Annotated in this window: 24 protein-coding genes; 12 read left to right on the forward strand and 12 right to left on the reverse strand. The window is 43.0% G+C overall.

Translation table 11 applies throughout. The annotated features are described in order from the left end of the window. Positions 1 to 117: 117 nt before the first annotated feature. The gene (locus ACFSJY_RS08880; protein ID WP_386033389.1) at positions 118 to 3,348 is read left to right on the forward strand and encodes a hypothetical protein; all 3,231 of its coding nucleotides are present in this window, start codon (positions 118 to 120) and stop codon (positions 3,346 to 3,348) included. A 129-nt stretch (positions 3,349 to 3,477) separates the two neighbouring features. Then, a complete protein-coding gene (locus ACFSJY_RS08885) occupies positions 3,478 to 3,993 on the forward strand; it encodes a fasciclin domain-containing protein (protein ID WP_386033391.1) in 516 nt (171 codons plus the stop codon). Positions 3,994 to 4,055: 62 nt separating this feature from the next. Here ACFSJY_RS08885 and ACFSJY_RS08890 read toward each other — a convergent pair whose 3' ends face one another. The 3 genes from ACFSJY_RS08890 to ACFSJY_RS08900 all read right to left on the reverse strand — a co-directional run bounded on the left by ACFSJY_RS08890 (position 4,056) and on the right by ACFSJY_RS08900 (position 8,119). After that, complete coding sequence (locus ACFSJY_RS08890) at positions 4,056 to 6,140, reverse strand: M13 family metallopeptidase (RefSeq protein ID WP_386033393.1); 2,085 nt, start codon at positions 6,138 to 6,140, stop codon at positions 4,056 to 4,058. 126 nt (positions 6,141 to 6,266) lie between these two features. After that, positions 6,267 to 6,881 carry a TetR/AcrR family transcriptional regulator gene (locus ACFSJY_RS08895; protein ID WP_386033395.1) on the reverse strand — a complete coding sequence of 205 codons (615 nt, stop codon included), beginning with the start codon at positions 6,879 to 6,881 and terminating at the stop codon, positions 6,267 to 6,269. A gap of 17 nt (positions 6,882 to 6,898) precedes the next feature. After that, on the reverse strand, positions 6,899 to 8,119 hold the full coding sequence (locus ACFSJY_RS08900; RefSeq protein WP_386034995.1) for a threonine/serine exporter family protein: 1,221 nt from the start codon (positions 8,117 to 8,119) through the stop codon (positions 6,899 to 6,901). Positions 8,120 to 8,243: 124 nt separating this feature from the next. On the opposite strand from ACFSJY_RS08900, the gene ACFSJY_RS08905 reads away from it, so the two are divergent. Then, positions 8,244 to 8,420 carry a hypothetical protein gene (locus tag ACFSJY_RS08905; protein ID WP_386033397.1) on the forward strand — a complete coding sequence of 59 codons (177 nt, stop codon included), beginning with the start codon at positions 8,244 to 8,246 and terminating at the stop codon, positions 8,418 to 8,420. Positions 8,421 to 8,449: 29 nt separating this feature from the next. Here ACFSJY_RS08905 and ACFSJY_RS08910 read toward each other — a convergent pair whose 3' ends face one another. Continuing rightward, positions 8,450 to 9,220, reverse strand: a complete 771-nt coding sequence (locus tag ACFSJY_RS08910; RefSeq protein WP_386033399.1) for an NRDE family protein — start codon at positions 9,218 to 9,220, stop codon at positions 8,450 to 8,452. A 108-nt stretch (positions 9,221 to 9,328) separates the two neighbouring features. On the opposite strand from ACFSJY_RS08910, the gene ACFSJY_RS08915 reads away from it, so the two are divergent. Genes ACFSJY_RS08915 through ACFSJY_RS08925 form a run of 3 tightly spaced genes read left to right on the forward strand, consistent with a single transcriptional unit; the run spans position 9,329 to position 12,189 of the window. Next, positions 9,329 to 10,099: a class II aldolase/adducin family protein gene (locus ACFSJY_RS08915; protein WP_386033401.1), complete on the forward strand. Its 771-nt coding sequence runs from the start codon at positions 9,329 to 9,331 to the stop codon at positions 10,097 to 10,099. A 38-nt stretch (positions 10,100 to 10,137) separates the two neighbouring features. Next, positions 10,138 to 11,313: a mandelate racemase/muconate lactonizing enzyme family protein gene (locus ACFSJY_RS08920; protein WP_386033403.1), complete on the forward strand. Its 1,176-nt coding sequence runs from the start codon at positions 10,138 to 10,140 to the stop codon at positions 11,311 to 11,313. Positions 11,314 to 11,316: 3 nt separating this feature from the next. Further along, on the forward strand, positions 11,317 to 12,189 hold the full coding sequence (locus tag ACFSJY_RS08925; protein WP_386033405.1) for a D-hexose-6-phosphate mutarotase: 873 nt from the start codon (positions 11,317 to 11,319) through the stop codon (positions 12,187 to 12,189). Here ACFSJY_RS08925 and ACFSJY_RS08930 read toward each other — a convergent pair whose 3' ends face one another. Both ACFSJY_RS08930 and mutH read right to left on the reverse strand, forming a co-directional pair. Continuing rightward, on the reverse strand, positions 12,190 to 13,626 hold the full coding sequence (locus tag ACFSJY_RS08930) for a sensor domain-containing diguanylate cyclase (protein ID WP_386033407.1): 1,437 nt from the start codon (positions 13,624 to 13,626) through the stop codon (positions 12,190 to 12,192). A 72-nt stretch (positions 13,627 to 13,698) separates the two neighbouring features. Further along, entirely contained in the window at positions 13,699 to 14,382 is a 684-nt protein-coding gene (mutH, locus tag ACFSJY_RS08935) for a DNA mismatch repair endonuclease MutH (protein WP_386033409.1), read from the reverse strand. A 139-nt stretch (positions 14,383 to 14,521) separates the two neighbouring features. Here mutH and rppH point away from each other — a divergent pair, with 139 nt between their 5' ends. The 6 genes from rppH to ACFSJY_RS08965 all read left to right on the forward strand — a co-directional run bounded on the left by rppH (position 14,522) and on the right by ACFSJY_RS08965 (position 20,535). Then, the gene (rppH, locus tag ACFSJY_RS08940) at positions 14,522 to 15,028 is read left to right on the forward strand and encodes an RNA pyrophosphohydrolase (protein ID WP_386033411.1); all 507 of its coding nucleotides are present in this window, start codon (positions 14,522 to 14,524) and stop codon (positions 15,026 to 15,028) included. 107 nt (positions 15,029 to 15,135) lie between these two features. Next, a complete protein-coding gene (gene ptsP / locus ACFSJY_RS08945) occupies positions 15,136 to 17,391 on the forward strand; it encodes a phosphoenolpyruvate--protein phosphotransferase (protein ID WP_386033413.1) in 2,256 nt (751 codons plus the stop codon). An 18-nt stretch (positions 17,392 to 17,409) separates the two neighbouring features. Next, a complete protein-coding gene (locus ACFSJY_RS08950; RefSeq protein ID WP_386033415.1) occupies positions 17,410 to 18,201 on the forward strand; it encodes a sulfite exporter TauE/SafE family protein in 792 nt (263 codons plus the stop codon). Positions 18,202 to 18,331: 130 nt separating this feature from the next. Then, a complete protein-coding gene (gene lgt, locus ACFSJY_RS08955) occupies positions 18,332 to 19,153 on the forward strand; it encodes a prolipoprotein diacylglyceryl transferase (RefSeq protein ID WP_386033417.1) in 822 nt (273 codons plus the stop codon). Next, a complete protein-coding gene (locus ACFSJY_RS08960) occupies positions 19,150 to 20,001 on the forward strand; it encodes a thymidylate synthase (RefSeq protein ID WP_386033419.1) in 852 nt (283 codons plus the stop codon). Before lgt ends, ACFSJY_RS08960 begins: the two co-directional genes overlap by 4 nt. Positions 20,002 to 20,136: 135 nt before the next feature. Then, a complete protein-coding gene (locus ACFSJY_RS08965) occupies positions 20,137 to 20,535 on the forward strand; it encodes an MAPEG family protein (protein ID WP_386033421.1) in 399 nt (132 codons plus the stop codon). On the opposite strand, the gene ACFSJY_RS08970 is transcribed toward ACFSJY_RS08965, so the two are convergent. From ACFSJY_RS08970 to hisA, 6 genes are all read right to left on the reverse strand, one after another. Then, positions 20,532 to 20,999 (reverse strand): GNAT family N-acetyltransferase, encoded by a 468-nt coding sequence (locus ACFSJY_RS08970; RefSeq protein ID WP_386033423.1) that lies wholly within the window; start codon positions 20,997 to 20,999, stop codon positions 20,532 to 20,534. The genes ACFSJY_RS08965 and ACFSJY_RS08970 overlap by 4 nt on opposite strands. A gap of 92 nt (positions 21,000 to 21,091) precedes the next feature. Then, on the reverse strand, positions 21,092 to 21,394 hold the full coding sequence (locus ACFSJY_RS08975; protein WP_386033425.1) for a hypothetical protein: 303 nt from the start codon (positions 21,392 to 21,394) through the stop codon (positions 21,092 to 21,094). A 112-nt stretch (positions 21,395 to 21,506) separates the two neighbouring features. Then, positions 21,507 to 22,367: a hypothetical protein gene (locus ACFSJY_RS08980; protein ID WP_386033427.1), complete on the reverse strand. Its 861-nt coding sequence runs from the start codon at positions 22,365 to 22,367 to the stop codon at positions 21,507 to 21,509. Between the two features lie 92 nt (positions 22,368 to 22,459). Beyond that, entirely contained in the window at positions 22,460 to 23,080 is a 621-nt protein-coding gene (hisIE, locus tag ACFSJY_RS08985) for a bifunctional phosphoribosyl-AMP cyclohydrolase/phosphoribosyl-ATP diphosphatase HisIE (RefSeq protein WP_386033429.1), read from the reverse strand. 2 nt (positions 23,081 to 23,082) lie between these two features. Next, a complete protein-coding gene (gene hisF, locus ACFSJY_RS08990; RefSeq protein ID WP_386033431.1) occupies positions 23,083 to 23,856 on the reverse strand; it encodes an imidazole glycerol phosphate synthase subunit HisF in 774 nt (257 codons plus the stop codon). Next, complete coding sequence (gene hisA / locus ACFSJY_RS08995) at positions 23,856 to 24,635, reverse strand: 1-(5-phosphoribosyl)-5-[(5-phosphoribosylamino)methylideneamino]imidazole-4-carboxamide isomerase (protein ID WP_386033433.1); 780 nt, start codon at positions 24,633 to 24,635, stop codon at positions 23,856 to 23,858. Before hisA ends, hisF begins: the two co-directional genes overlap by 1 nt. Between the last annotated feature and the right edge of the window lies 1 nt (position 24,636).

The following is a 24,636-nucleotide window of genomic DNA, read 5'->3' on the forward strand; positions in this document are numbered from 1 at the left end:
TAAACAATAATTAAAATAGCGATATCTTGCTTAGAGTGAAGCTCCTATCCTGAGTGAGTTGGCTGTTAAGTATTTACACGTATTCAAAGACGAAGTTTGTCTATTAAAGGAAATAATATGAACAAATCAGTGTTATCTAAGCTCTCGATTGCGCTTTTTACGGCGGCAAGTGTTGTATCGTGTGGCAGCACAACAACAGATACCAGCAAAAGTGCTAATGTGGCCAAGAATACGCAAAAGCAAATTCCGCGTGTAGCATTTCCTGAACAAAGGCCATACGACCTAACTGCGATGAAATGGCGACATATTGGCCCTATGACAGGCTTACGTGGTTCTGATGTAAAAGGGCACCCGACCAACAAAAATGTTTTTTATCATGCAGCTAACTCTGGCCTTTGGGTGACTACTGATGCGGGCGACACGTGGGAGCCATTGGGTGATGGTCAATTTGGCGCTGGTTCAATGGGGTCACTGGCAATTAGTCAAACAAACCCAGATGTGATGTACGCAGGTACTGGTGAACCGCAAATGCGTAACAATGTATCCTGGGGAGATGGTGTTTATAAAACTACTGATGCAGGTAAAACGTGGACGCACATCGGCTTAAAAAATACCAAGCATATCTCACAAGTATTAATTCACCCTGATGACGATAACACGGTTTATGTTAGCGGCTTTGGTTCTGCATTTGGGCCGACTAAAGATGGTGGTGTATTTAAAACCACGGATGGCGGTAAGAATTGGGAGCAAGTGTTATATAAAAGCGAAACGACAGGTGTTATCGATTTAGTATTGAATCCATCTAACCCTAATGAATTATTTGCTTCTGTGTGGGAATTCGAGCGCAAAGCGTGGGGACCTAAAACAGGTGGTCCAGGAAGTGCCTTGATGCACTCAACCGATGGTGGCAAAACATGGAACGATATCTCTAGAAATCCAGGTTTACCTGAAGGTCAATATGGTCGTATTGGTATTACCATGTCGGCAGCTAACCCAAACCGTGTTTATATTTTAGCTGATAATGAAACCAAAGGTGGTGTTTACGTCTCAGAGGACAACGGCGCAAACTGGGAATTCCGCTCAGATTTCTTCCAAGTTATCGGTCGTCCGTTCTATTACAGCCATATCATTGCCAACCCAGGTAACGCTGATGAAATATGGTCGCCAAACAACCGTACATTCTCGTCTCAAGATGCGGGTAAAACGTGGCGTGTTGAGCCAGGTATTAAAGATGATTTCCACGATGTTTGGATTGATCCAGAAGACGCCAATCGTATGATCCGCACCAGTGATGGCGGTGTTGGTGTGACATTAAATGGCGGTATGACGTGGTCTACTCAATACACACAAAAGAATGTGCAATTCTATCGTGTAAACACAGACAACGAGTTTCCGTATAACGTTTATGCAAGCTCGCAAGATAGCTTAGTATTTAAAATACCTAGTGCTCACCGATTGGGTGGTATTCCACAAGATGTAGGTCTGGTGCTAGGAAACGGAGAAACTTCATCGGCAATTCCAGATCCAGATGATAACAACAGTGTGTTTTTGATCTCATCAGGCCAACCAACCGGTGGTGGTTCTCCTTTCACAAAACACAATATTAAAACCAGTCAAACGGAATTAAGAAGTGTTTTACCCGACCCTATTTTTGGGCGTGGTGCCGCTGAGATGGAAACACGACACCAATGGGATACCTCTTGGTTTATTTCAGAACATGATCATGATGCGATTTACCTTGGGGCCAACGTTGTTTTCAAATCAATGGATGAAGGCCAAACATGGACACAAATTAGTGGCGATTTAACAAACGATTATGAAGACAAGCAGCAAATCACAGGTACACCTTGGCTTCCTGAATACTTTGGTCAAGAAGTATATTCGACCATTGCGCGTATAGCTGAATCACCGCTCAATAAAGGTATGATTTGGACAGGCTCTGACGATGGATTAATTTATATTACTCAGAATGATGGCGAAGACTGGAAAAATGTCACCATTCCAGGCTTACCGAAGTATTCACATGTTCGAGAAATTGAGCCGTCGCATTACGACCCTGGCACCGCGTATGTGGCATTGTCTAACTACAACACAACAAACGACTACAAACCTTATTTATACAAAACGACTGATTACGGCGAAACGTGGACTAATTTAAGTGCTAATTTTCCGCAAGATCAAACCATTCGTACGGTTCGCGAAGACACCAAAGTTAAAGGTTTGCTATACGCGGGCACTGAAACAGGCGTCTATGTGTCAATGGATGATGGTCAAAGCTGGAAAGACTTAGGATTAACCTTACCTGCAACACCAGTGATGGATCTTGAAGTAAAAGGCAATGATCTGGTAATTGCCACAAATGGTCGTGGTTTCTTTATTATGGACGATATCACACCACTGAGAAATGACGCTTTACGAGGAACTAAACCAGCTACTTTATTTGATGTGCAAGACCATACTCGCTTTGGTTATACGTGGTGGCTGGATTATGCACCCGGTGGCGATCCTGCTGGTATGAAAAAGTACTTTGTAAAAAACCAATACGGTAATATGCAGTATTACGAGCTTGGCGATATCAATGGTGAAAAACAACGTGAATGGATCACAACTGGTGAAGCTAAACCTCGCGGTGTAAAGATTTACTTTGAACTGGCCAAAGAGCCAAAAGATATTAGCCTGACTATTTTAAATGATGAAGGCAAGGTTGTGCGTACCTACAGCAAAGAGGATATGAAACTGAAGGTGCGAAGTGCTAATGACAACTCGTTTAACAATGGCTTAAACAAATTCATTTGGGATATGCGTTGGACGCAGGCGCCGTTGTTGAAAGTTGCGCCTATTGCAAAACCTGGAGTTTACACCGCGAAACTGGAAGTGGATGGTGATGTGCAAACCAGTGATTTTACGCTGAACATCAACCCAAATGAGACCTACACGCAAGAGCAAATTGATGCTAAATACGATTACTGGATGGAGATGTATGATGTATCTAATCAGTATTCGAATAAAATTTTAGCGGCAATGGCTCAGCAAAAAGAAGTGAATGCGGCAGCAGAGAAAAATTCAAACCTAAAAGCAAAAGCTGATGCAGTCAATGCAGCGTTTGAAGAATACAAAGCGGTTTATATTCCGTTTGGTCGCACACTTGCTGAAATTATTAACCAGCCTGCGAAGTTGTTCTCAAAGATCACTTGGTTGCACAATATGGCTGAGTCTTCTGAAGGTCCACCAAACAACACCAGTCTGAAACAGTTTGAGTCGATAGAAAAACTATTGGCTGAAGCAGATAAAAAAGAGGGACAAGCATTCAGGGATGCAGTTGCTGCTTTTAACAAAGCAGCTAAATAGGACGTAAAAACTAACGAAAAAAACGGCTGCAATAGCCGTTTTTTTGTAACTATTGATCTCTCAATCGCCGGAGGCTGTATGAACAGATAGCGCAGGGAACCTGCTTTATTTGATGAAAAGGTGATGATGATGAAACTGTTTAATGCCGCCCTTATTTCAGCGATATTGTCGTTTGTGTTGGTTTCAGATATGGCTGTTGCAGCAGGGCCCGCAAATAACGCGAAGTTTGAATACACGCCAAACGCTAAAGAGCGATTAATACGCGAACAAGGACTCACCACGTTAGTTCAGGTTATTCATGCCGCAGGTATGGTTGATGCGCTCAGAACTGATGGACCATACACTCTATTTGCACCGAATAACGAAGCATTTGCTAAGTTGCCAGCAGGTACACTGGACCATTTATTAAAGCCTGAAAATAAAGAGCAGCTCGTGGCGTTATTGTCGCGCCATGTCGTCGAAGGTGAGGTGATGGCGAATGAGGTTGTGACTTTGGGGACAGCGCAGTCACTCAGTGGTAAAACACTGGATATAGCGGTAAATGGCAATAACGTGATGGTTGGTAACGCAACTGTCGTTAAGACAGATATCGTTGCTTCAAATGGCGTTGTACATGTTATCGATACTGTCTTAGTATCAAATTAATCATAAAAAAAGCAGCCCGAAGGCTGCTGATCTTTAGCGCTTGCTGATAGCACGTAAAGGGGTTACCAGATTTTGACGCGCTGCTCTGGTGGCAGATACATTTTGTCGCCTTCTTTGACATCAAATGCGTCGTAAAACTCATCCATATTTGACAGAGAGCCAATAGCACGAAACTCTGACGGAGAATGTGGGTCCGTCGCTACGCGATTACGTAGGGCTTTTTCCACATATTTTGCACGCCATATTTGGGCAAATCCGATAAAGAAACGTTGATCACCGGTAAGCCCCTCAATGACAGGAGCTTCTTTGCCATTAAGTGATGCTTTATAGGCTTTGTAGGCAATCGTTAAGCCTGACAAGTCACCAATATTTTCACCCAGCGTAAGCTGACCATTCACACTTAGGTCGTCAAAAACTTTGTAATTGTCATACTGAGCCACTAGATTGGCAGCACGCTTTTTAAATTCCGCCAAATCTTGCTCAGTCCACCAATTACGCAGGTTACCATCAGCGTCGTAGCGACTACCCTGGTCATCAAAACCGTGACCCATTTCATGGCCGATTACTGCGCCTATACCGCCATAATTAACCGCATCATCAGCTGCCATATTGAAAAATGGAGGTTGTAAAATAGCAGCAGGAAAAACGATTTCGTTTACAGTTGGGTTGTAATAGGCGTTAACCGTTTGAGGTGTCATACCCCATTCCCACTTTCGAATAGGTCCACCAAGTTTGGCGACTTCCTTCTGATGAGCGACTTTGCCAGAGCGTATAAGATTGCCCACTAAGTCGTTACGATTAATGTCTAAACTTGAGTAATCTTCCCATTTATCTGGATAGCCAATTTTGGGGGTAAACGCCGCGAGTTTTACATGAGCGGCTTTCTTGGTATCAGCAGACATCCACTCAAGTTCATCTATTGAATGCCCGTATGCGTTGCGTAGGTTTTCAACTAACTCACGCATACGTGCTTTTGCTTCAGGCTTGAAGTAACGGGCAACATACACCTTACCAATCACTTCACCTAAATGACTGTTAACTATGTTAACACCGCGTTTCCACTGAGGGCGCTGCTCTTGCAGGCCGTTTAGTTGTTTTGAGAAGAACGCAAAATTTTCGGCATCTAGTTCGCTAGTCAAATAGCTAGAATATGCGCTAAGTGTATGGAAAGTTATATACTGCTTCCATTGTGTTAATGGGGTGTCAGCGACAACCTTGCCCAGTGCTTCAACAAAGTCGGGTTGGTTAACAATCAAGTCAGACTGTTGCTCGACCCCTTGAGCAGTTAAGTAGCTTTTCCAATCAATGCCCGCTGAAAGCACTGGTAGATTTGCCACTTTGAATTTATTGTATCGTTTCGCGCTGTCTCGAGATTCAACACGTGTCCAGTGTTTATCAGCCATTGCCGTTTCAATGGCTAGAATATTTTTCGCTGCTTTTTTTCCACTTTCAATACCGACGAGTGAAAACATTTTTTCAATGTGCGCAAGGTAGCGTGCACGAATGTCTACAAAGCGTTTGTCTTGATTCAAATAGTAGTCTTTGTCTGGCAAACCTAAGCCACCTTGCCAGACATGTGTGGCATAACGACTAGAATCTTTAGCATCAACACTGATGTATAAATACATTGGGCTGGTAATACCGATAGATTGGTATTTTCCAAAAAACGCCATTAATTCAGATTTTGTATTAATCGTTTCAATTTCAGCCAGTATTGGCTTGATAGGTGTTATACCTAATTGGTCACGTGTTTTTGTGTCCATGAATGAACGAAACAAATCAGCAACTTTCTGCTCATCACTTCCTACAATAAGGTTTGGCGTTTCAGCTAACTCTTCTATGATGGCGCGTACTTGCCTGTCAGCGTCATCCCGTAAGTCGTAAAAAGAGCCTATTGTGGTTTTATCTGAAGGGATTTCGTTTGTTTTTAACCACCCACCGTTAACGTAACGGTAAAAATTATCTTGTGGTCTAACGGTCAAATCCATATTGGATACATCGATACCAGAAGCGAGTTTAGTCTTTTGCATGTTGGTATTAGCTGTAGACTTCTCACGCTGTGCGTCTAGCTGTGATGTTTCAGTTGTTGATTGACAGGCGCTAAGCAGCAGCGAAGTGCATATGGCGGCATATAGAGAATATTTCATGAAGTGCTCTATTGAATTTCTATGGCTAGATAGTAAACCCAATATGCTCTTGATACTATCAATGTTAACAAAATATTAACATTTGCTTGCGCATTTATGTAAGACAAGCATTACGGAGCAGAATTTTTACGCAGTTTTTTCGGCATTTAAAAATAAGTTGACCGCACATTCACACATTTCTTCAACACTTGATGCGTCGGCGTAAATGCCATCAATTAAAAGGCGAGCTATGCCATGCATGGTGCCCCACGTTACTTGCGCTAATCGCAACGTGTTTTCTGAACGAGGCAGAATGCCGTTTTCTTGCCATGCCTTTGTCATATCAACTTGATGTTGAAAAGCAGGGTAAGCAACGTCTCGTAGGTTTTTATTCGACTTGCCGTCTTTCCACAAGGTAGAGCCAAACATTAAGTCATATAATGCAGGGTTTTTTGCAGCAAACTCAATATATTGGAAGACAAACTTTCGATAACGCTCGTGTGTTGATAGCGAGCAGTCGTTAAATATTGCTTGTTCAATATCTTGCCAGTTAGCAAAGCCTTGGGCTGCTACTGCACATAACAAGTCATGCTTATCTTTGAAGTGATGATAGGTTGCTGTGCGAGAAACGCCTACTTTCTCTGCCAGCTTTCTCAGCGACAACGCTTCTACGCCACCTTCATTAACCATTTCAGTTGCGGCGATAAGCAAAGTAGGGCGAAGGTCACCATGGTGATAGCTTGTTTTAGTTTTTGTTGTCATTGTTCAGTGATTAACAGTTACAAGGTTTTCCGAGAGCGTACAGCGACGTTGGCAAAAATTAACCCCGCAACTAACGACATAAAGATTAAAAATGTTTGAGAACCTATATCGGTTGCGTTTAGCATATTCTGGCCTGAGACTGCGGTATTTAAACCTATGTAAACCTTACTGCCTGGTACCAATACAACCAATCCAAGCAGCAAAACAATACTACTTGGCAGATTCATTACACGAGAGAATAAATTACTATATACGCCTAATGCAAATGCACCTGCAAATGCGCCGAGCGCAACACCCAAATAAGGCGTTGCTAACAAGGTTGCCCCGTATGCGACATAACCTGAAATGACACCCCAAGGCGCATCTTTCTTACGGACTTGGAATAAAATAACTAGGCTAATCGATAAAATGGTTACTGCCGCCCATGATGTCCACTGAGGAGTTGTCTCTGGTTGTTCGAACGTGCCAATTCCCCAAAACAAAGTGCCAAGTGCAATGCCTAGCGCAGCACCAAAGTACAGTTTAAATAGCACCATAATAGCGTCCATCACGCGCGCTGTTCCTGACACTAAGTGCCTTGCTGCGAGCTCGGATAAGCCTAGAGTCAATGACAAACCGGGGATAAAGACAATAATGGCGGAAAGGATGACAATCGGCATGTTGATGTGATGGTCATAATTTGTGATTGCAGAAGCGAGCAACGCACACACCAAGGCTGCTAGTGGCTCTAGCATTTCAGTGACACGTTTGGAACGGCCAGCCCAAAATACGAATATTGCCACAACAAAGCCGAGCAAGGTTGCCCAAAATACATCATTCCAGCTAGTGTGCATAAGCATGGCAAAAGCCCCACTTGATGCGCCAAATGCAAAAAATGAGATGAGTTTGCCATAAGGATTCGGCTTGTCGTAGATTTCTTCTAGACGCTCGGTAGCTTCTTCAAGTGTTCGTTGACCGGAGCTAAGTTCATCAACCAGTTCGTCGGTGCGCGCCAAGGAACCAAGATCTAGATCACCTGGCTTTACGCGCACCATGTAATTGTGCTCGTTTAACTCTTCATCGATCAAAATGAAGGTTAACGCCGTAGGAGTGATAATAAATGATGCTTTTATATCGAGAAATTGAGCGACACTTTGCAAATGGGCTTCCGACCGAAAAGAGTTTGTACCAAATTTATGTAATGCTTTGCCTAAGCTTATGATAAAACGTCTTTTTTGTTTGAATTCATCGCTTTGCATCATTGGCAATATTTCCTAACCATTTGCACTTTGACTATGGTAAACAATTATTGGTATTTTTACAGAAAAATGTTGATTAAATTGAACAAAAGCCTACTTTTTTGGCAGTCGCAGGAGTAACTTTATGGCCTTGCTGGTAATTTTAGCGTGCGTATTTCTTGGGATCGGTTTGATGGTGTTTTTTGGTGAGAAGTATGGCAAGCCATTAACGTCAGAAGAACAGGGGAAATACAGTAAAATTATTATCTTTTTAGTGATGGGGTCATTGGTCATTGCCATCATCAATCAACTTGTGGGCTAAAAGGGTAGCGGGTGACTTCTAAACGCTAACTACAGAAGCCTGTCACCTTGTAGCCATGAAAATTCAACAGTATTTACAAGCTCAGCATTGGCATTATAGTTGGCTTCTGTGACGTTAATTTTTCCTCTCTTATCCCTCGTTACAATGCAGCTCGACCGCGTACCGTACTCTTCGCCAAGAATAAATATACTGCTTAGTCGTCTCTCCCAATCTATCGGAACACCGGTACTGGGTAGGAGTTCATCGGGGGCTTGTCTGGTGTCTTTTAACAAGTTGAGCAGCGCACTGTGGTTAATGTCAGGTTGCTCACAAATATAGGACTCTAGTGCCTTTTTCCCTTTTGCCATTTTGGGCCATTCGTCGTCAAGCGCACCATTACAAACACTATGAATACCGTCAGTAAACTTAATAAACTGGTTTTGACGACTGTTGAAACATGTAAAGGCATTGTCTTTTGAGTAGATTAAATTAAAGCCTTGATAGTGATGTCGATTTGACGTTAGGTCAGTTGCCAGTGCACTGGCTGAAAGCTTGTTTACTTTTAGCACGAGTTCGCCACGACTTCGCAATGTATTGTCAGCTTTTTGCGGCTCCCGAATATTAGTGAGGGCTGCTATATCGCCGTCAGGGGTAACTGTTAGCCAACTGCCACCTGCTTGCATGTCTTTGCCAGCAAGCAGGTTCTTATTTGACCACCAATGCATTTGTTGAGTTTTTCTTGCACGAAATTCGTCACGATTTGCGCAAAGAATCAATGGGTATTCAGGGTGTTGATTCAACGCAATAAATAAAATGCACATAGCGGTAAAATAAGCTTATTAAAAACTATAATAACTTAGCCTATTCAACTCTTTAACTAAAGGGCGCCGTGCGATAAAGTGGCGCTACGCATTTCATGGAACGTTTCTATGTTTGAATTACCCAAATTAAATCTAAAAGATAAAGTCTCTGAAGCAGAGTGGCAAACGAGAGTTGACCTCGCTGCATGTTATCGCCTCGCTTACCTGCATGGCTGGGATGACTTAATTTACACTCATATTTCCGCACGCATACCCGATACCGATGAGTTCTTGATCAACGCATTTGGTTTGGCATTTGACGAAATTACCGCGTCCAATCTCGTTAAGATTGACCTTGAAGGGAATATCTTAGATCAAGACTGCCCGTTCGAGATTAACCCTGCCGGCTTTACGATTCATAGTGCTGTTCACGAAGCAAGGCATGATGCAATGTGTGTTATGCATTTACACACGAACGAACTTATTTCAGTGGCAACATTAAAAGAAGGGCTTTTGCCGCTTAGCCAATACTCTGCTTTTGCGTTGGCTTCAATGAGCTATCACGGTTACGAGGGGCTTGCAGTTAATGAAGATGAAAAAGCGCGCCTTCAATCTGATTTAGGTAATGCTAACTTTATGTTATTGCGAAATCATGGTGGACTAACCTGTGGTAAAACGATTGGTGACGCCTTTATGCATATGTATGACTTGACGAGAGCCTGTCAGGTCCAACTCCAAGTACAAGCAACTGGTGCAGAGATTATAGAGGTTGAACAATCTATTGTTGATGGCATTAAAGCACAAGCAAATGTTGTTCATACAGGATTAACAGGTGGCCAAAAATCTTGGCCTGCTATGTTGCGTCGTATTTATCGTTTAGATCCTACATTCGCTGAATAATTTGTAGCGAATGTAGCGTAAAAATTAAGAGAAAGACTATGAAAATTACTCACGTCGAAATATTTGATATTCACTGTCCAGAACGCCCACCATGGAACCCTGTTTTCGTGCGTATACATACTGATGAAGGCATTCATGGGGTCGGTGAAGCTGGTCTAGCCTATGATTGGGGACACAGCGCAGCGGCTGCAATGGTGAAAGAAATCGCTGAGGCTGTTCTTATTGGTTTTGACCCGTTCAAAACTGAACTTCTTTGGTCACGAATGTTACGTGAAAGCTTCTGGGGGTTAGGTGGCGGACCAGTACTTTATGCTGCGATGAGCGCTATTGATACGGCGTTGTGGGATATCAAAGGTAAAGCATTAGGCTTGCCTGTATATCAGCTGTTGGGTGGTAAAACTAACGAAAAACTTCGCACCTATGCGAGCCAGTTGCAGTTTGACTGGGACAAAGAATGTAAAAAGCTGATTGAGCCTCAAGAATACGCTGAAGCAGCATTAAAGGCTGTTGCAGAAGGTTATGATGCGGTGAAAGTGGATCCAATCGTCTATGACGCTAATGGTGAATCTTCATTCGATCGAACCAAGTTATTTACACGTCCTCAAATGCGTTTGTTTGGCGATCGTTTGCGCGCGATTCGTGACGCTGTTGGGCCAGATGTCGATATTATCTTTGAATCACACTCTTTAATGGGCGCAGCATCTGCCATTCAGATGGGCAAAGTTATCGAGGAAGTCGATTGCATGATGTACGAAGAGCCGGTGAATTACTTGAATTCAAAGGTACACAAAAAAGTGTCTGATCGTGTTGATGTACCTATTGCTGGTGGCGAGCGTTTGTATCATCGCTGGGATGTTCGTGAGTACTTTGAAGATCAAAGTATTGATGTCTTGCAGCCTGATGTGGGCTTGTGTGGCGGCTTCACTGAAGCGAAAAAAGTGTGTGATTATGCAGATGTATACGACATTCGCGTTCAAGCTCACGTATGCGGTGGCCCTGTAGCTACAGCAGCTTCTTTGCATCTTGAAACGGCCATTCCTAACTTTTTAATTCATGAGCATCATACTTATGCAATAAAAGCATGGAATCGTGAGCTATGTATTCAAGACCCACAACCGGTTAATGGTACATTTGAAGTGTCAGAATCGCCGGGTATTGGTATTGAATTAAATGATGAGGTAGTGAAACGTTCTCCACATGTGACGGTTAAATAAACCATGAATCTAATTTTCGAAAATGCCTACGCAGAGGTGATGAAAGCACCTTTGGGTGAAGCGTTAGAGCAATTAGACATTGCTCACCACAATTGCAAAGCGCGGCTCAGCCTATACGGCGGCCATGTGCTGAGCTGGCAACCCTTAAATGAGGATGAAGTCTTCTGGTTATCTAGCGAGACTGCTTATCAAGAAGGCAAGGCTATTCGTGGCGGAGTTCCTTTGTGCTGGCCATGGTTTGGTCCATACAAAGACGCCGGTAACCATGGGTTTGCAAGGCAAAGTCAGTGGCATTTAGATGAAATATCTGCAGACGAGTTAGGCGTTAACGTTGAACTGTCTTGGCAAGGGGAAAATGTGCATCCACACTGGCCTTACAAGGCTAAAGTGGTTCAGCAATTATTCTTTGGTAAACAGTTCTCACAACGCTTAATTGTCAAAAACCTAGGTAAAGACTCGTTCGAATATACTGGCGCGCTACATAGCTATTTTGCAACAGGGCACCCAAGCCAGGTGACGGTTGCAACACTTGATAATGTGCCTTTTGACTGCAAGTTGAGCAGGCAAAAACAACAGCAAGATGTCTTGAAGAATTGTGTTGGCCCTATTGATCGCGTTTATCATTCCAAGGATGAAATGGTGATTTCGGACAAGGCATATAAACGCCAAATTGTATTGACGCCTGAACATGTCAACCAATGGGTGCTTTGGAATCCTGGTAAAGAAATTGCCGCGACAATGCAGGATATCCACTTAGGTGGTGAAAATGAGTATGTTTGTTTAGAAGCCGCTAACACGGAGTGGCAACAGGTGGAAGCTGGGAAAACAGTGACGTTTGGTCAAACTGTCTCAATAAAGGCGCTTTCAGCTATCTAATTAGCTTTCGTTGTAGCGAATAACCTGATTTCGCCCTTTAGATTTTGCTTGATACAGCGCGTAGTCTGCTCGCTGTATCACATCATTTAGAGATTCTTCTGACAAGTTCCCCATTGCTACACCAAAACTTACGGTAACATTGAGTACATCACTTGCACTGGTTAACTCAATATCTTGTTGCTCAATAGATTGGCGTATTCGCTCCGTAATAGCGCAGGCATGCTCGCATTCGGTATCAGGTAGAATCATAATAAATTCTTCGCCTCCCCAACGTGCGACCACATCGATTTTTCTTAGCGAGTCGGCCAAGTTTTTAGCGATAACTTTTAACACTTCGTCACCGACCAAATGGCCATACTTGTCGTTAATTGCTTTGAACTTGTCGATATCGGCTATGACAACGGCAACAGCGTCGTGCTTATTACGGAGCTCTTCAATTTTCCAGTTCAAGTAGCTGCGATTTGGCAGTTGCGTCAAAAAGTCAGTCTCAGAGTCCTTCACTAGATTCGACTTAAATAAATTGATGGTGTAATCAAACGCGAAGTAGAGTGCAAAAGAAACAAGCAAGATGATGAGGGCTTTACTAGCAAATTGCTGCCAATAAGCGCTTTGCTGATAATTAGGCGGCGCGACTAAAAAGAGGTTCCAATTCAATTCCGGAATTGCCACTTTGCTAACGATATATTGATTACCAGTGGTATCGGTGACTTGACTGACATGTTCTTCATTACTGCTATTTTGGTATGAGTCAAACCAAGGCAGCGCGCTCAAATTCACTATTTCGTCACGACGGTGGTGACTGCCCGTTTTCATTAAAGCGTGTGAGGTCAGGGTGATATCATTATTACTGTCAGCAACAAACAACTCATATCCATATCGGTCTTTGAACTTCCTAAAACGTTCAGCAAAGTCGTCTAAATCCACAGCAACCCCAATAAAGCCCAGAAACTCGTTCTCTTCGTCGGTTAATTTTATATCGAAATAAAGGTGTGGGTTATCTGCATTACCAATGTCAGCAAATTGATTGCCCTCAAGTTCCTTGAGGCGGTGAAACCATTCGGCTTTCTTGTCTGACAGCAACGTTTGTTTACCGTCAGAATCTATCATCAGGTTTTGCTTTTCTATCGCGATAAATGCGAGTAAATCGTATGCTGCTGCTACGCTTTCAAGATAATAGACAAGTTGTTTTTTGTCTGCTGTTGGAGCGTTAGCTATTTCTTTAATAAAGTAGTTATTCGCCATGTGATGTGAAATTGTAAGCGGCCTCACAATTTCGTGCGTAACAAGGGTTAGTAGCGGCACTATGGCCTGTTGTTGATGATTGATATGTTCACGAATGACTTTATTGAACGTAAAGTACGACGTCGCCATAATCACAATGATGGTTGCAATAAAAACTATAGTGACATGTCGGTCAAACCGTTTCGTTAACTTCAACTCGCGTTGTCCGGCAAAAAGCGTTGCTACTCTGTAACTATATGAGGGTTAGACATCGGTTGCAATGCCAAGTTAGCCGACGCGTAAATGTCGGTTGATTAGCATATGAGTAAATGGAATTTTTAAGTAAAAACCTCTTGGCAGTGTTTTAAACGGTTTGCCATGTTTATCAAAGGCATTTGTCAGTGCTTTGCTGTTAGCAGCTTTCGGTCTTAACTGCATGACTTGACCATGCTTACCGCTAATGTTCTCAACGTCGCCAAGCACTATCATATCTGTAAGTTCTTGCCAGTCGTTTGCTAAAAGCTGCTCTTCATCAGGGGAGGGAGTCCATAAAAATGGTGTCGCGACGATACGTTCAGGTATGGGAATTGAACGTTCTGCAACGATTGGAACCCACAATACTTTTGAAAGTTTATGTTTTACGTGGCTCGTTTGCCAATTCACCCCTGTAAGCCCAACAAGAGGCGCAACGCAGACGAACGTGGTTTCTAGCGGTTTGCCTAGAGCATTAATTGGGATGGTTTTTAATTCAACACCTAACTCCGGGAAATCAGGCTCTGGCTTAGAACCTGCGGTTGCACCAAGTACATATTCCAGTAACAGACCAGGCCATCCTTTGTCTCTATTTAAATTAGCCGGCACTTCAATGTTTGCCTGTTTCGCTATTTCTCCCAAGGATTGGCCTGCTAGTGCGTGCGCTTTTTCAATAAGCTCATCTTCTGTGGCTGGAATATTTTCTGTAGGGGTGATCATAAAATTAACAAATTTATCGATGTGAGCGAATTCTAACCCACGAAAAGCAAAGCTAAAAATAATCTTACGATTTATTTGCTCGCTCCCCAAGTTTATGGAAGAATCATTTGCATATTGAGAAAAATTACTGGGAGTTCCTGTGATAGATGCCGATGGCTATAGAGCCAACGTCGGCATAGTAATAATCAACGACAGGGGACAAGTATTTTGGGCAAGAAGGTTTGGTCAACATTCATGGCAATTTCCACAAGGAGGAATTGACGAAGGCGAATCAGCGGAGAAAACACTTTATCGTGAGCTATACGAAGAAGTGGGTTTAAAACCTGAGCACGTTAAGATTGTTGCTACTACCAAGCATTGGCTGAGGTACAAATTACCGAAAAGATTTATTAGACACGACAGTAAACCGGTGTGTATTGGTCAAAAACAAAAATGGTTTTTACTAAAGCTGGTTGCAGAAGAGTCTGCTGTTAATTTACTTCATTCGTCTCATCCTGAATTTGATGATTGGCGATGGGTAAGCTACTGGTATCCGGTTCGACAAGTCGTATCTTTTAAGAAAGACGTTTATCGTAAAGTGATGAAAGAATTTGCTTCCGTAGCAATGCCATTTCATCGCAATGACCGTAAAAAACGCAGAAACTGATTATTATTATGTTGCCAAATCGCTTACCTTTTCGGTGAGCGATTTTGTTTAATGCAAGGCAGTTAACCTCTACACAGTTTCATACTGTTTTCGTAAAAAGGGATTGCATGCTTACCACCTTACGCCGCATTGTGTTGGAGTTTAGCCAAGAGCCAGAGCTAGACACTGCACTGAAAAAACTCGTTACACAAGTCAAACACGCGATGTCTACCGATTGTTGCTCTGTGTATCTAGCAGATTATCAGCACCAACATTTCCTGCTAATGGCGTCAGATGGTTTAGCGACAGATTCATTAGGTCAAACTCGTATAGGCTTCAATGAAGGCTTAGTTGGCCTAGTTGGTCAACGAGAAGAGCCACTCAACGTTGCCGACGCTAAGTTACACCCTCACTTTAAACATACCCCCGAAGTTCGAGAAGATGCATTAAATGCTTTTTTAGGTACACCTATTATTCATCAGCGCAAAGTGATAGGTATTTTGTCTATCCAGCAAAAAGAAGGGCGCAACTTTAGCGAAAACGAAGAAGCCTTTTTAGTAACACTTGCTGCGCAGTTAGCTACTGTACTTGCTACCGCTGAAAAACACATGGGCGAAAGCAGCGACGCGGTTCCTTTTAAACAACTCAAAGGAATTGCAGGTTCGCCAGGGGTGGCGATGGCACCTATGATTGTCATTCAACCAAGAGCCGATTTGAATAAACTGCCATTACAGAAAGTATACGCAAGTACGGAACAGTCAAGTCGCTTCCGTAAAGCGGTTGTGCAAACACGTACTGACTTTGAAGCGATGAGCATGAAACTTTCGGGTATTGTTGCGCAAGACAGTCTCGATATATTCGAGATTTATAAACAACTGCTTGATAGTGCAAATATTGGTAAAGATGTTGAAGAAAAAATTAAAGCAGGGTGGTGCGCTGAAAGTGCCTTAAAGCTGGTAATAGACCATTATGCAGGTCAGTTTGAGGCGCTAGAAGAGCAATATTTGCGCGAGCGAGCAAGTGATATTCGTGACCTAGGTAATCGTGTATTGTTTAACTTGCAACAAACCTCACTTGCAAACGAGAAACTCCCCGAAGAGTTTATACTTGTCGCGAACGATGTGACCGCATCAATGATTGCGGAATATCAACATAACGGGTTAAAAGGTATAGTGTCACTGAGTGGTTCTAATAACTCTCATGCCGCTATTCTCGCCAGAGCGATGGGCCTTCCTGCAACCATGGGCGTTGCCTCGCTGCCATTACATCAACTCGATCATCAACAGGCCATTTTGGATGGTTACAGCGGTGATTTATTTATTTCACCTGACACTACGCTTGTACAAGAATATCAGCACTTAATTCACGAAGAGACTGCGCTTTCTGAAAAGGTGAAATCGGTAGCGAATCTTCCTGCCATAACACCAGATGGCAGAGCGATAGAGTTGGTCTTGAATGCGGGACTTAGTGCTGGCTTTGAGCACTCACAGAAAGTGGGGGCGGTTGGTATTGGGCTGTATCGTACTGAAATACCGTTTATGAATCGCAGTTGTTTTCCATCAGAACATGAACAAATGCTCTGGTATAAAGAGGTCTTGGCTGCCTTTCCGACGCAAGCAGTTACCATGCGTACTTTAGATGTTGGCGGTGACAAAGCATTGCCTTATTTTCCTATTCAAGAAGATAACCCATTTTTGGGATGGCGCGGAATTCGGATTACGTTAGATCACCCAGAAATATTCTTGCTGCAAGTGCGCGCAATGATGCAAGCGAACATTGGGCACAATAATCTTGAAATCATGCTACCTATGATATCCAGTGTGACCGAGGTTGATGATGCAGTGCGTTTGATAAACCAAGCTTACCATGAGCTCTGTACAGAGCATGACGAAAAAATAGCGAAGCCTCGTATCGGGATTATGCTGGAAGTGCCGGGTGTTCTTTACCAATTAAAAGAATTGGCACAACGTGTAGATTTTTTCTCAGTAGGTAGCAACGATTTAACCCAGTATTTACTAGCAGTTGATCGCAACAACGCGCGCGTCTCTGAACTATACGACTTCTACCACCCAGCTGTGCTTCGCGCTTTAAACTGGATCGCACAAGAGTCGGCTAACTATCTGGTTCCATTAAGCTTATGTGGTGAATTAGCAAGTGAACCTGCTGGTGCTCTGCTATTATTAGCTATGGGATACGATAAATTGAGTATGAACTCATACAATATCGCTCGCATAAAGTGGGTGATAAGGCATGTTGAAATGCAACGTGCCAAAGTAATGTTATCTCACACATTAACACTTACTACTGCAAAACAAGTACACAATTATTTAAACGAACAGCTAGAACAGTTAGGCCTAGGCGGATTTGTTCGCGCTGGTATGTAGTTTTACTGAACGTATTACATGCTTTTTACTTTCTTTGTCGCTTGCCTCATTTTAGGGGCGCTTGTAGGTTTTCTTGCCGGCCTCTTGGGGATCGGTGGTGGGCTTGTTATTGTCCCTGCACTCGTCTACCTATTACCACAAATGGGGATTGCGACAGAAGTCGCGATGCCAATAGCTCTAGGGACATCTTTAGCCACGATTGTCGTAACATCGATAACAGCGGTACGTGCACATCATAAAAATCGCAATATTCCGTGGCAACTTACTCGGCAAATTATGATTGTTGTTGCGTGCGGTGCTATCGCCGGCGCGAATATAGCGGACCAATTATCAAGTGCTATGTTGACTTATATCTTTGCTATGTCTGTCTCAGTGCTTGCTGCGTATATGCTTATTTCTATTCGCTTCGATAAAACGGGCAGCATGCCGTCTTTACCCGTTTTTCAGGGGGTGGGCTTTTTCACAGGCGTTATGGCAAGCCTGATGGGAATTGCAGGAGGAGCGATTCTGATCCCTATCTTAAGCTATTTCGGCGTACAAATGCGGCAAAGCATCGGTATTGCAACAGCATGTGGCTTAATCATCGCGTTTTTTGGCTCATTAGGGTATATCTTAACGGGCCTCGATCAAAAAGAGTTGCCTCCGTGGAGCCTGGGTTATGTGTATCTACCTGCGCTGCTTGGTATTAGCCTCACTAGTTCTCTTTTTGCTCGATTAGGCGTAAAACTGTCGGCCAAACTACCCGTAAAAACGCTGAAAAAATGCTTTGCTGTGTTTTTGATTCTCGTTGCTGTACGAATGGTGCTTTGAAAAAATTTATAGATCATAAATGTTATAAATTGCCACAAATAATCGTTAGTAATCCCGCACTTTATTCGGCATAATTTAGGCAAAACTTAACAACGAATTACGCTAGTGCAAAGCTGGCGCTACTTGATTAATGACATCTCAATTTATTCAATTTCCGGAAATAGACCCTATCATCTTTAGCATTGGGCCAGTAGCTGTGCGCTGGTACGGCTTAATGTATCTTATTGGTTTTATTGCTGCGCTATACATTGCAAACCGCGTCGCTGACAATAGCAAAGGTGAGTGGACTCGCGAACAAGTCAGTGACTTACTTTTTTATGGTTTTTTGGGCGTTATCCTCGGTGGCCGTGTTGGCTATGTGTTGTTCTATCAGTTTGAATACTTGCTAGCAGAACCCTTGTATTTATTCAAAATCTGGGAAGGTGGAATGTCTTTCCACGGCGGTTTGCTAGGGGTTATCACGGCTATCTATTTGTTTGCGCGTAAAACGAATAAACAGTTTTTAGCGGTAGGCGACTTCGTTGCACCACTTGTGCCTATAGGGCTCGGTATGGGACGCATTGGTAATTTCATTAATGCTGAACTTTGGGGCAGAGAAACTGACGTACCATGGGCTGTCATCTTTCCCAATGACCCATTAGCATTACCTCGCCATCCGTCACAGTTATACGAATTCGCACTAGAGGGCGTCGTGTTATTTGCCATATTGTATTGGATCATGAGAAAGCCTAGAACGCTAGGTTTAGCATCGGGTGCTTTCTTGATTGGCTATGGCGTATTTAGGATATTCATCGAGTTTTTCCGGGAGCCAGACGCACACCTTGGATTTATTTTTGCGCACATTACGCAAGGAATGATTTTAAGTGTACCTATGGTGTTGGCAGGTATTGCCATTATTGTTATTGGTCACAATTTACAAGCTCGAGCAGCCATTAATGGAGCAACAAAATGAGACAGTATTTAGATCTTTGCCAACGCATCGTTGATGAGGGCGTTTGGGTAGATAATAAGCGCACAGGTAAGCGCTGCTTAACCGTGATTGATGCCGAGTTGCGTTATGACGTAGCGAATAATGAATTTCCGTTAATAACCACACGTAAAAGCTTCTGGAAGGCTGCTATTGCTGAATTGTTAGGTTATTTGCGTGGTTATGACAACGCGGCTGATTTTCGCGCTATTGGCTGCAACACTTGGAATGCCAATGCCAATGACAATGACGCTTGGTTAAACAATCCTCACCGTAAAGGTGAAGATGATATGGGCAGAGTTTACGGTGTCCAAGGCCGTGGCTGGACAAAACCTGATGGTGGCTCTGTCGACCAACTACGCAAGCTTGTTGATGATTTAAAAAATGGCATTGATGACCGTGGTGAAATCTTGTCGTTCTACAACCCTGGTGAATTTCACATGGGGTGCTTACGACCTTGCATGCACACGCACAACTTCTCGTTGTTGGGTGATACTTTGTATCTGACCAGTTACCAGCGTTCATGTGACGTACCGCTGGGGTTGAACTTTAATCAAATTCAAGTATTTGTGCTGTTGGCGTTAGTCGCTCAAATTACAGGTCATAAAGCGGGGATGGCATATCACAAGATAGTTAACGCCCATATTTATGAAGATCAATTGGATTTAATGAAAAACGTGCAGCTTAAAAGAGAGCCGTTTCCTGCACCAAAATTAATCATCAACCCGGATATCAAAACATTAGAAGATTTGGAAACATGGGTAACCATGGATGACTTCAACGTTGAGGGGTATCAACACCATGACCCCATAGCATACCCATTCTCAGTATAAGAAAATAAAGCCGGCTCCTGTCGGCTTTTTTGTTCTTAAATAACGACGTTTATAGCCTATTTCTGTCATATTTCGCTATAGGCATTAACCCGTTCGTTGGGTAAGCTAAGGTAAAAATAATAAGAGGTTTTGAAAATGAACTTTTCCATAGAGATTACAGCACTTTATGCCAGTATTCTGGCTATTTTGTTTGTTGCTTTAGCATTTAATGTGATTCGCTTTCGCTTTAAATATAAAGTAGGGCTTGGTGCGGGCGAGCACAGTGAATTGGATAAGGCTATTCGTATTCACGGTAACTTTGCTGAATACATGCCGCTAGCGATGCTGTTAATGGCTGGAGCAGAATTAAGTAATGTTGATGATGCTTGGTTGCATATCGCAGGTATTACTTTTGTAGTAGGGCGATTGCTGCATACCGTTGGTTTAACGAAAACAAAGGGTACGTCTATGCCGCGCTTTATTGGCATGATTTCTACCTTTATCTGTATGTTGGTATTAGCAATCGTAAATATTATTCAGTTTTTTGCGGGTTAACGGCTAGTGTAAGCCTCAGATAAGAGCATACCGATATGTGGAATGTCATCTTCTAGGTACATATCGGTAACTTGTTTGAAACCATGTGTTTGGTAAAACTTAGCAAGGTGCTCTTGCGCAGAAATTTTTATGTCGTTTTCACGAAACTGCTCTTGGCACGCTTTAACTCCATGAGCAATTAGGTTGTGGCCCAGCCCTGCTCCTCTTAGCGCATCACTCACAATCACTCTGCCGATAGAATTATATTCTTGGTATGTCGTACCTTTAGGCAGTATGCGTAAATAGCCTACTATTTTATCATCTTGATAACCAAATACGTGCAGTGTACCTGGGTGTCTGTCTAAATCGTCTAAATCAGGGTAATAGCAAGTTTGTTCGACAACAAATACATCGATGCGCAGCTTTAAGATGTCATAGAGCTCATCAAGTGTGAGTTCGTTAAATGCTTTTATTTGCCAGTTCATAGAGAGATATGCGGGTTGAATAACGAAAGGTTATTCAACCACTTCAACTCATTACACGCAACAAACTATTATAACGATTTGTTAAATAATGATTAACTCGCTTGCTGCAAGACGTTTAGGTAGCCTTGATAACTTTTGCTTTGCAAATAGCTAATTATATCGAGTTTATATTCTTCAACATTAAGATCAGGAAACTCTGCTGAAAGTACACTGCTCAGCTCACTTGGCGTCAGAAAAAGCATGTAAGCCAACGGCAAAAATTCTGGATTGAAATCTTTTTGGTAAACAGTAGAGCGGATTTGATGTGCGTTATAATAAGGCAGTTTGCCGTAACGTTTTTCTAAAGTCGGTAAAAAGCAGGTACCGTATCTTTTAATAGACCAATATCTAAACATTGCCATTCCTTAGCGATTAGTGATTATCTTGTCCATTGAGTACAGGGACGGAAGTATACAGAATTGCAACATTTTTGCAATGGAAATTGGCTTAAAAACCCGCTGTGTATGGCTAATTACTTGATGTTTCATTTAAAATTTTGATTTCATCTCTAGGTAGGAAAAAGCGTGCTTGTTGATACGCGGCAACTATTTTTTTCTGTGCGCGAAGCTGCTTCAATCCTCTTTGAATAGCATGAAAGGCTATTTCACCATAGGGATGTTTCTTACTGATGACAAAGTGGCGGCTGTCATATAGTGCAATGGCAACATTGGGCACCGGCACCAACTTAATGCTCTCCAAGGTAAAACTTCTGTCTGCCGTTGAATGAAAGGGCATCAACATAAAATCAACCCATTGCATGTTCACCATGCGTGCCATGCTGAGCCATTCATCTTCTCGGACAAGCTCTTTGATAGGGAGGTTGGATAATGTCAGCCAGTCAGTCCGCCATTTGGGTGTTGATACAGCAGAAAATGCTGACAAATCTTCTAATTTACTGATACTCAATACGTCTTTGTTTTTCGGCGTAGTGTAAATTCCCGCAATATACTCGCCTTGTCTGATAACGGCATCTGAAACGTATAGGTGTTCGCGCATTGCATTAGCATCGTTAAGCCAATAGGAATCGAAACTAATGAGAAGCTGACCAAGTTCAAGCATTTTGGTATTGCGGAAATTTACTTTTCCGGGGGCGTAGCTAAACGAGTGTTCGAAGCCTCCTAGCGTTAAGGCTTGCTGTGCGATGATCATATCTACCACGTCACGACGGATCGTTTTCCCTGAAAAGTCACTAATGCTCAATACATCACGTCCATTGAGAAAAGATACATAGTCGTCATAGACATCATCACGTATATAGATAACGATACTTTCCGCTAAAGCCTGTGAAAATATGACTAAAGAAAGCGCCAGCGCGAGAACAAACTTCATGCCTTACAACAAGTTTGATGGTGGTAAATAAAAGTGTAGAGCGTGACTGGCCTAAAACAAACTAGACCAGCCAACCTTATAAGGGAAGAGGGTTACTTGCCGTGACGTTGTTGCAACACTGCCATTACTTCTGAAAGCTCAATGTTCTTGTCTTGAAGCAAGACGAGAGTGTGATAAAACAAGTCTGCACATTCGCCCAGTAAGTCTTCTTTCGTTTCGGCAACGGCTGCTAGGGCAACTTCCACACCTTCTTCCCCCACTTTTTGGGCAACCTTGGTTGTACCTTTTGCAAGTAAACGAGCGGTATAGCTTTCTTCAACAGGATCGTTTTTGCGTGTTGAAATATAACGTTCTAGGTGCGATAGGAAATTCTGTTGTGTCAGTTCCTCTTCTGGGAAACACGATCTAAATCCTAAGTGGCAAGTAGGTCCATGCGGGACTGCTGAAATTAAGATCGAGTCTTTGTCACAATCAGACAGTACCTGTTTGACAGCGAGCACATTGCCAGAGCTTTCACCTTTCATCCATAACCGCTGTTTCGAGCGACTGAAGAATGTTGCATTACCTGATTCAAGCGTCGCAAGCAGTGACTCTTGGTTCATAAAGCCCTGCATTAATACTGCGCCAGTAGCGCTATCTTGAATAATCGCTGGGAGTAGGTTGTCCATTTTTTCCCAAGCTAATTCGCTTGCATTCTCTTTTGTTACAATCATGATTAAATCCTTATTTCGACACCAGCAGCTCTTAACGTTTGCTTTAACTCGCTCATATCGATAATACCTTTGTGAAATACGCTGGCTGCAAGTGCTCCGTCAACATCGGCTTGTTTGAATACGTCGGTAAAGTGAATAATTTCGCCTGCACCGCCAGAAGCAATGAGTGGGATATTGGCGACATCGCGCGCACGTTTAAGTTGCTCAATGTCATAGCCCTGACGGACGCCATCTTGATTCATGCAGTTAAGCACAATTTCACCAGCGCCTAGTTGCTGAACTTTTTCAATCCAGTCAAACGTTTGCCAACTTGTTTTTTGCGTGCGACTCTCATCACCAGTGAATTGATAAACCTGGTAAGCGCCAGTTTCTTTGTCAAAGTAACTATCAATGCCAACAACAACACATTGCACGCCAAAATGATCGGCTAAGCGTTCAATCAATGTTGGATCCTGCAGGGCGGGCGAGTTAATACTAATTTTGTCTGCACCCATCATCAAAATGTCTTTGGCGTCTTGCTCTGACTTTATTCCACCGGCTACACAAAAAGGAATATCGATGACTTCGGCAATACGGCTAACCCAGCTTTTGTCCACTACTCGGCCATCAGAACTGGCAGTAATATCATAAAATACGAGTTCGTCAGCACCTGCTTCTGCGTATTTTTGAGCGAGTGGGACAATGTCACCGATGATTTCGTGGTTGCGGAATTTTACCCCTTTCACCACCTTGCCATCACGCACGTCTAAACAAGGAATAATTCGCTTAGCTAACATTATTTAGCTCCCTCTGTACTCGCTGAAGAAGCGACTGAAACAAAGTTATTTGGCCATAATGCGATAGCTTCTTCTAAGGTAAATTTACCTTCAAGCAGCGATCTGCCAAGAATTACACCACTTACCCCAGTTGTTTTTAATGCCTCGATATCATCAAGTGAACCGATACCTCCTGAAGCTTGCCATTTTATGCTTGGGTATTCGCTACATAACTCGCGGTACATGCCTACGTTACTGCCTGATAACGTGCCATCTTTACTGATATCGGTACAAAGCACGTGAATAAGACCCGCGGCAATGTAGTCGTCCAATAACTCTTCAAGGTTTACACCACTGTCTTCAATCCAACCATGTGTAGGTAGCGTTTTATTGCCGTTTTCGTCGATTTTGACGTCTAAAGCCAGCACAATCTTCTCGCCACCAAATTCTTCTATCCAAGCGCGCACGAGTTCGGGCTGCTTAATTGCAAGGCTGCCAATCACAACGCGATCAGCGCCTAATGCTAACAAATCTTCCACATCAGATTTGCTGCGCACACCGCCGCCTACCTGAATCGTCATACTTGGGTGGTTCACTAGTGTTTTTAATAGCGTTAGCTGGCGTTTGCTGCTGTCTTTTGCACCATCTAGATCAACGAAATGCATAACTTGTGCACCCGCCTCAAAATATAAGGCTTGTCGCTGTGCGGCAGAGGTTTCATAACTGGTTTTTTGTGCGTAGTCGCCTTGGTATAAACGGACAACTTCACCATTAATTAAATCAATTGCAGGGATTAACACC

Origin of the sequence: Thalassotalea euphylliae (genome assembly GCF_042682785.1) — a bacterium.
GTDB lineage: Bacteria > Pseudomonadota > Gammaproteobacteria > Enterobacterales > Alteromonadaceae > Thalassotalea_F > Thalassotalea_F euphylliae.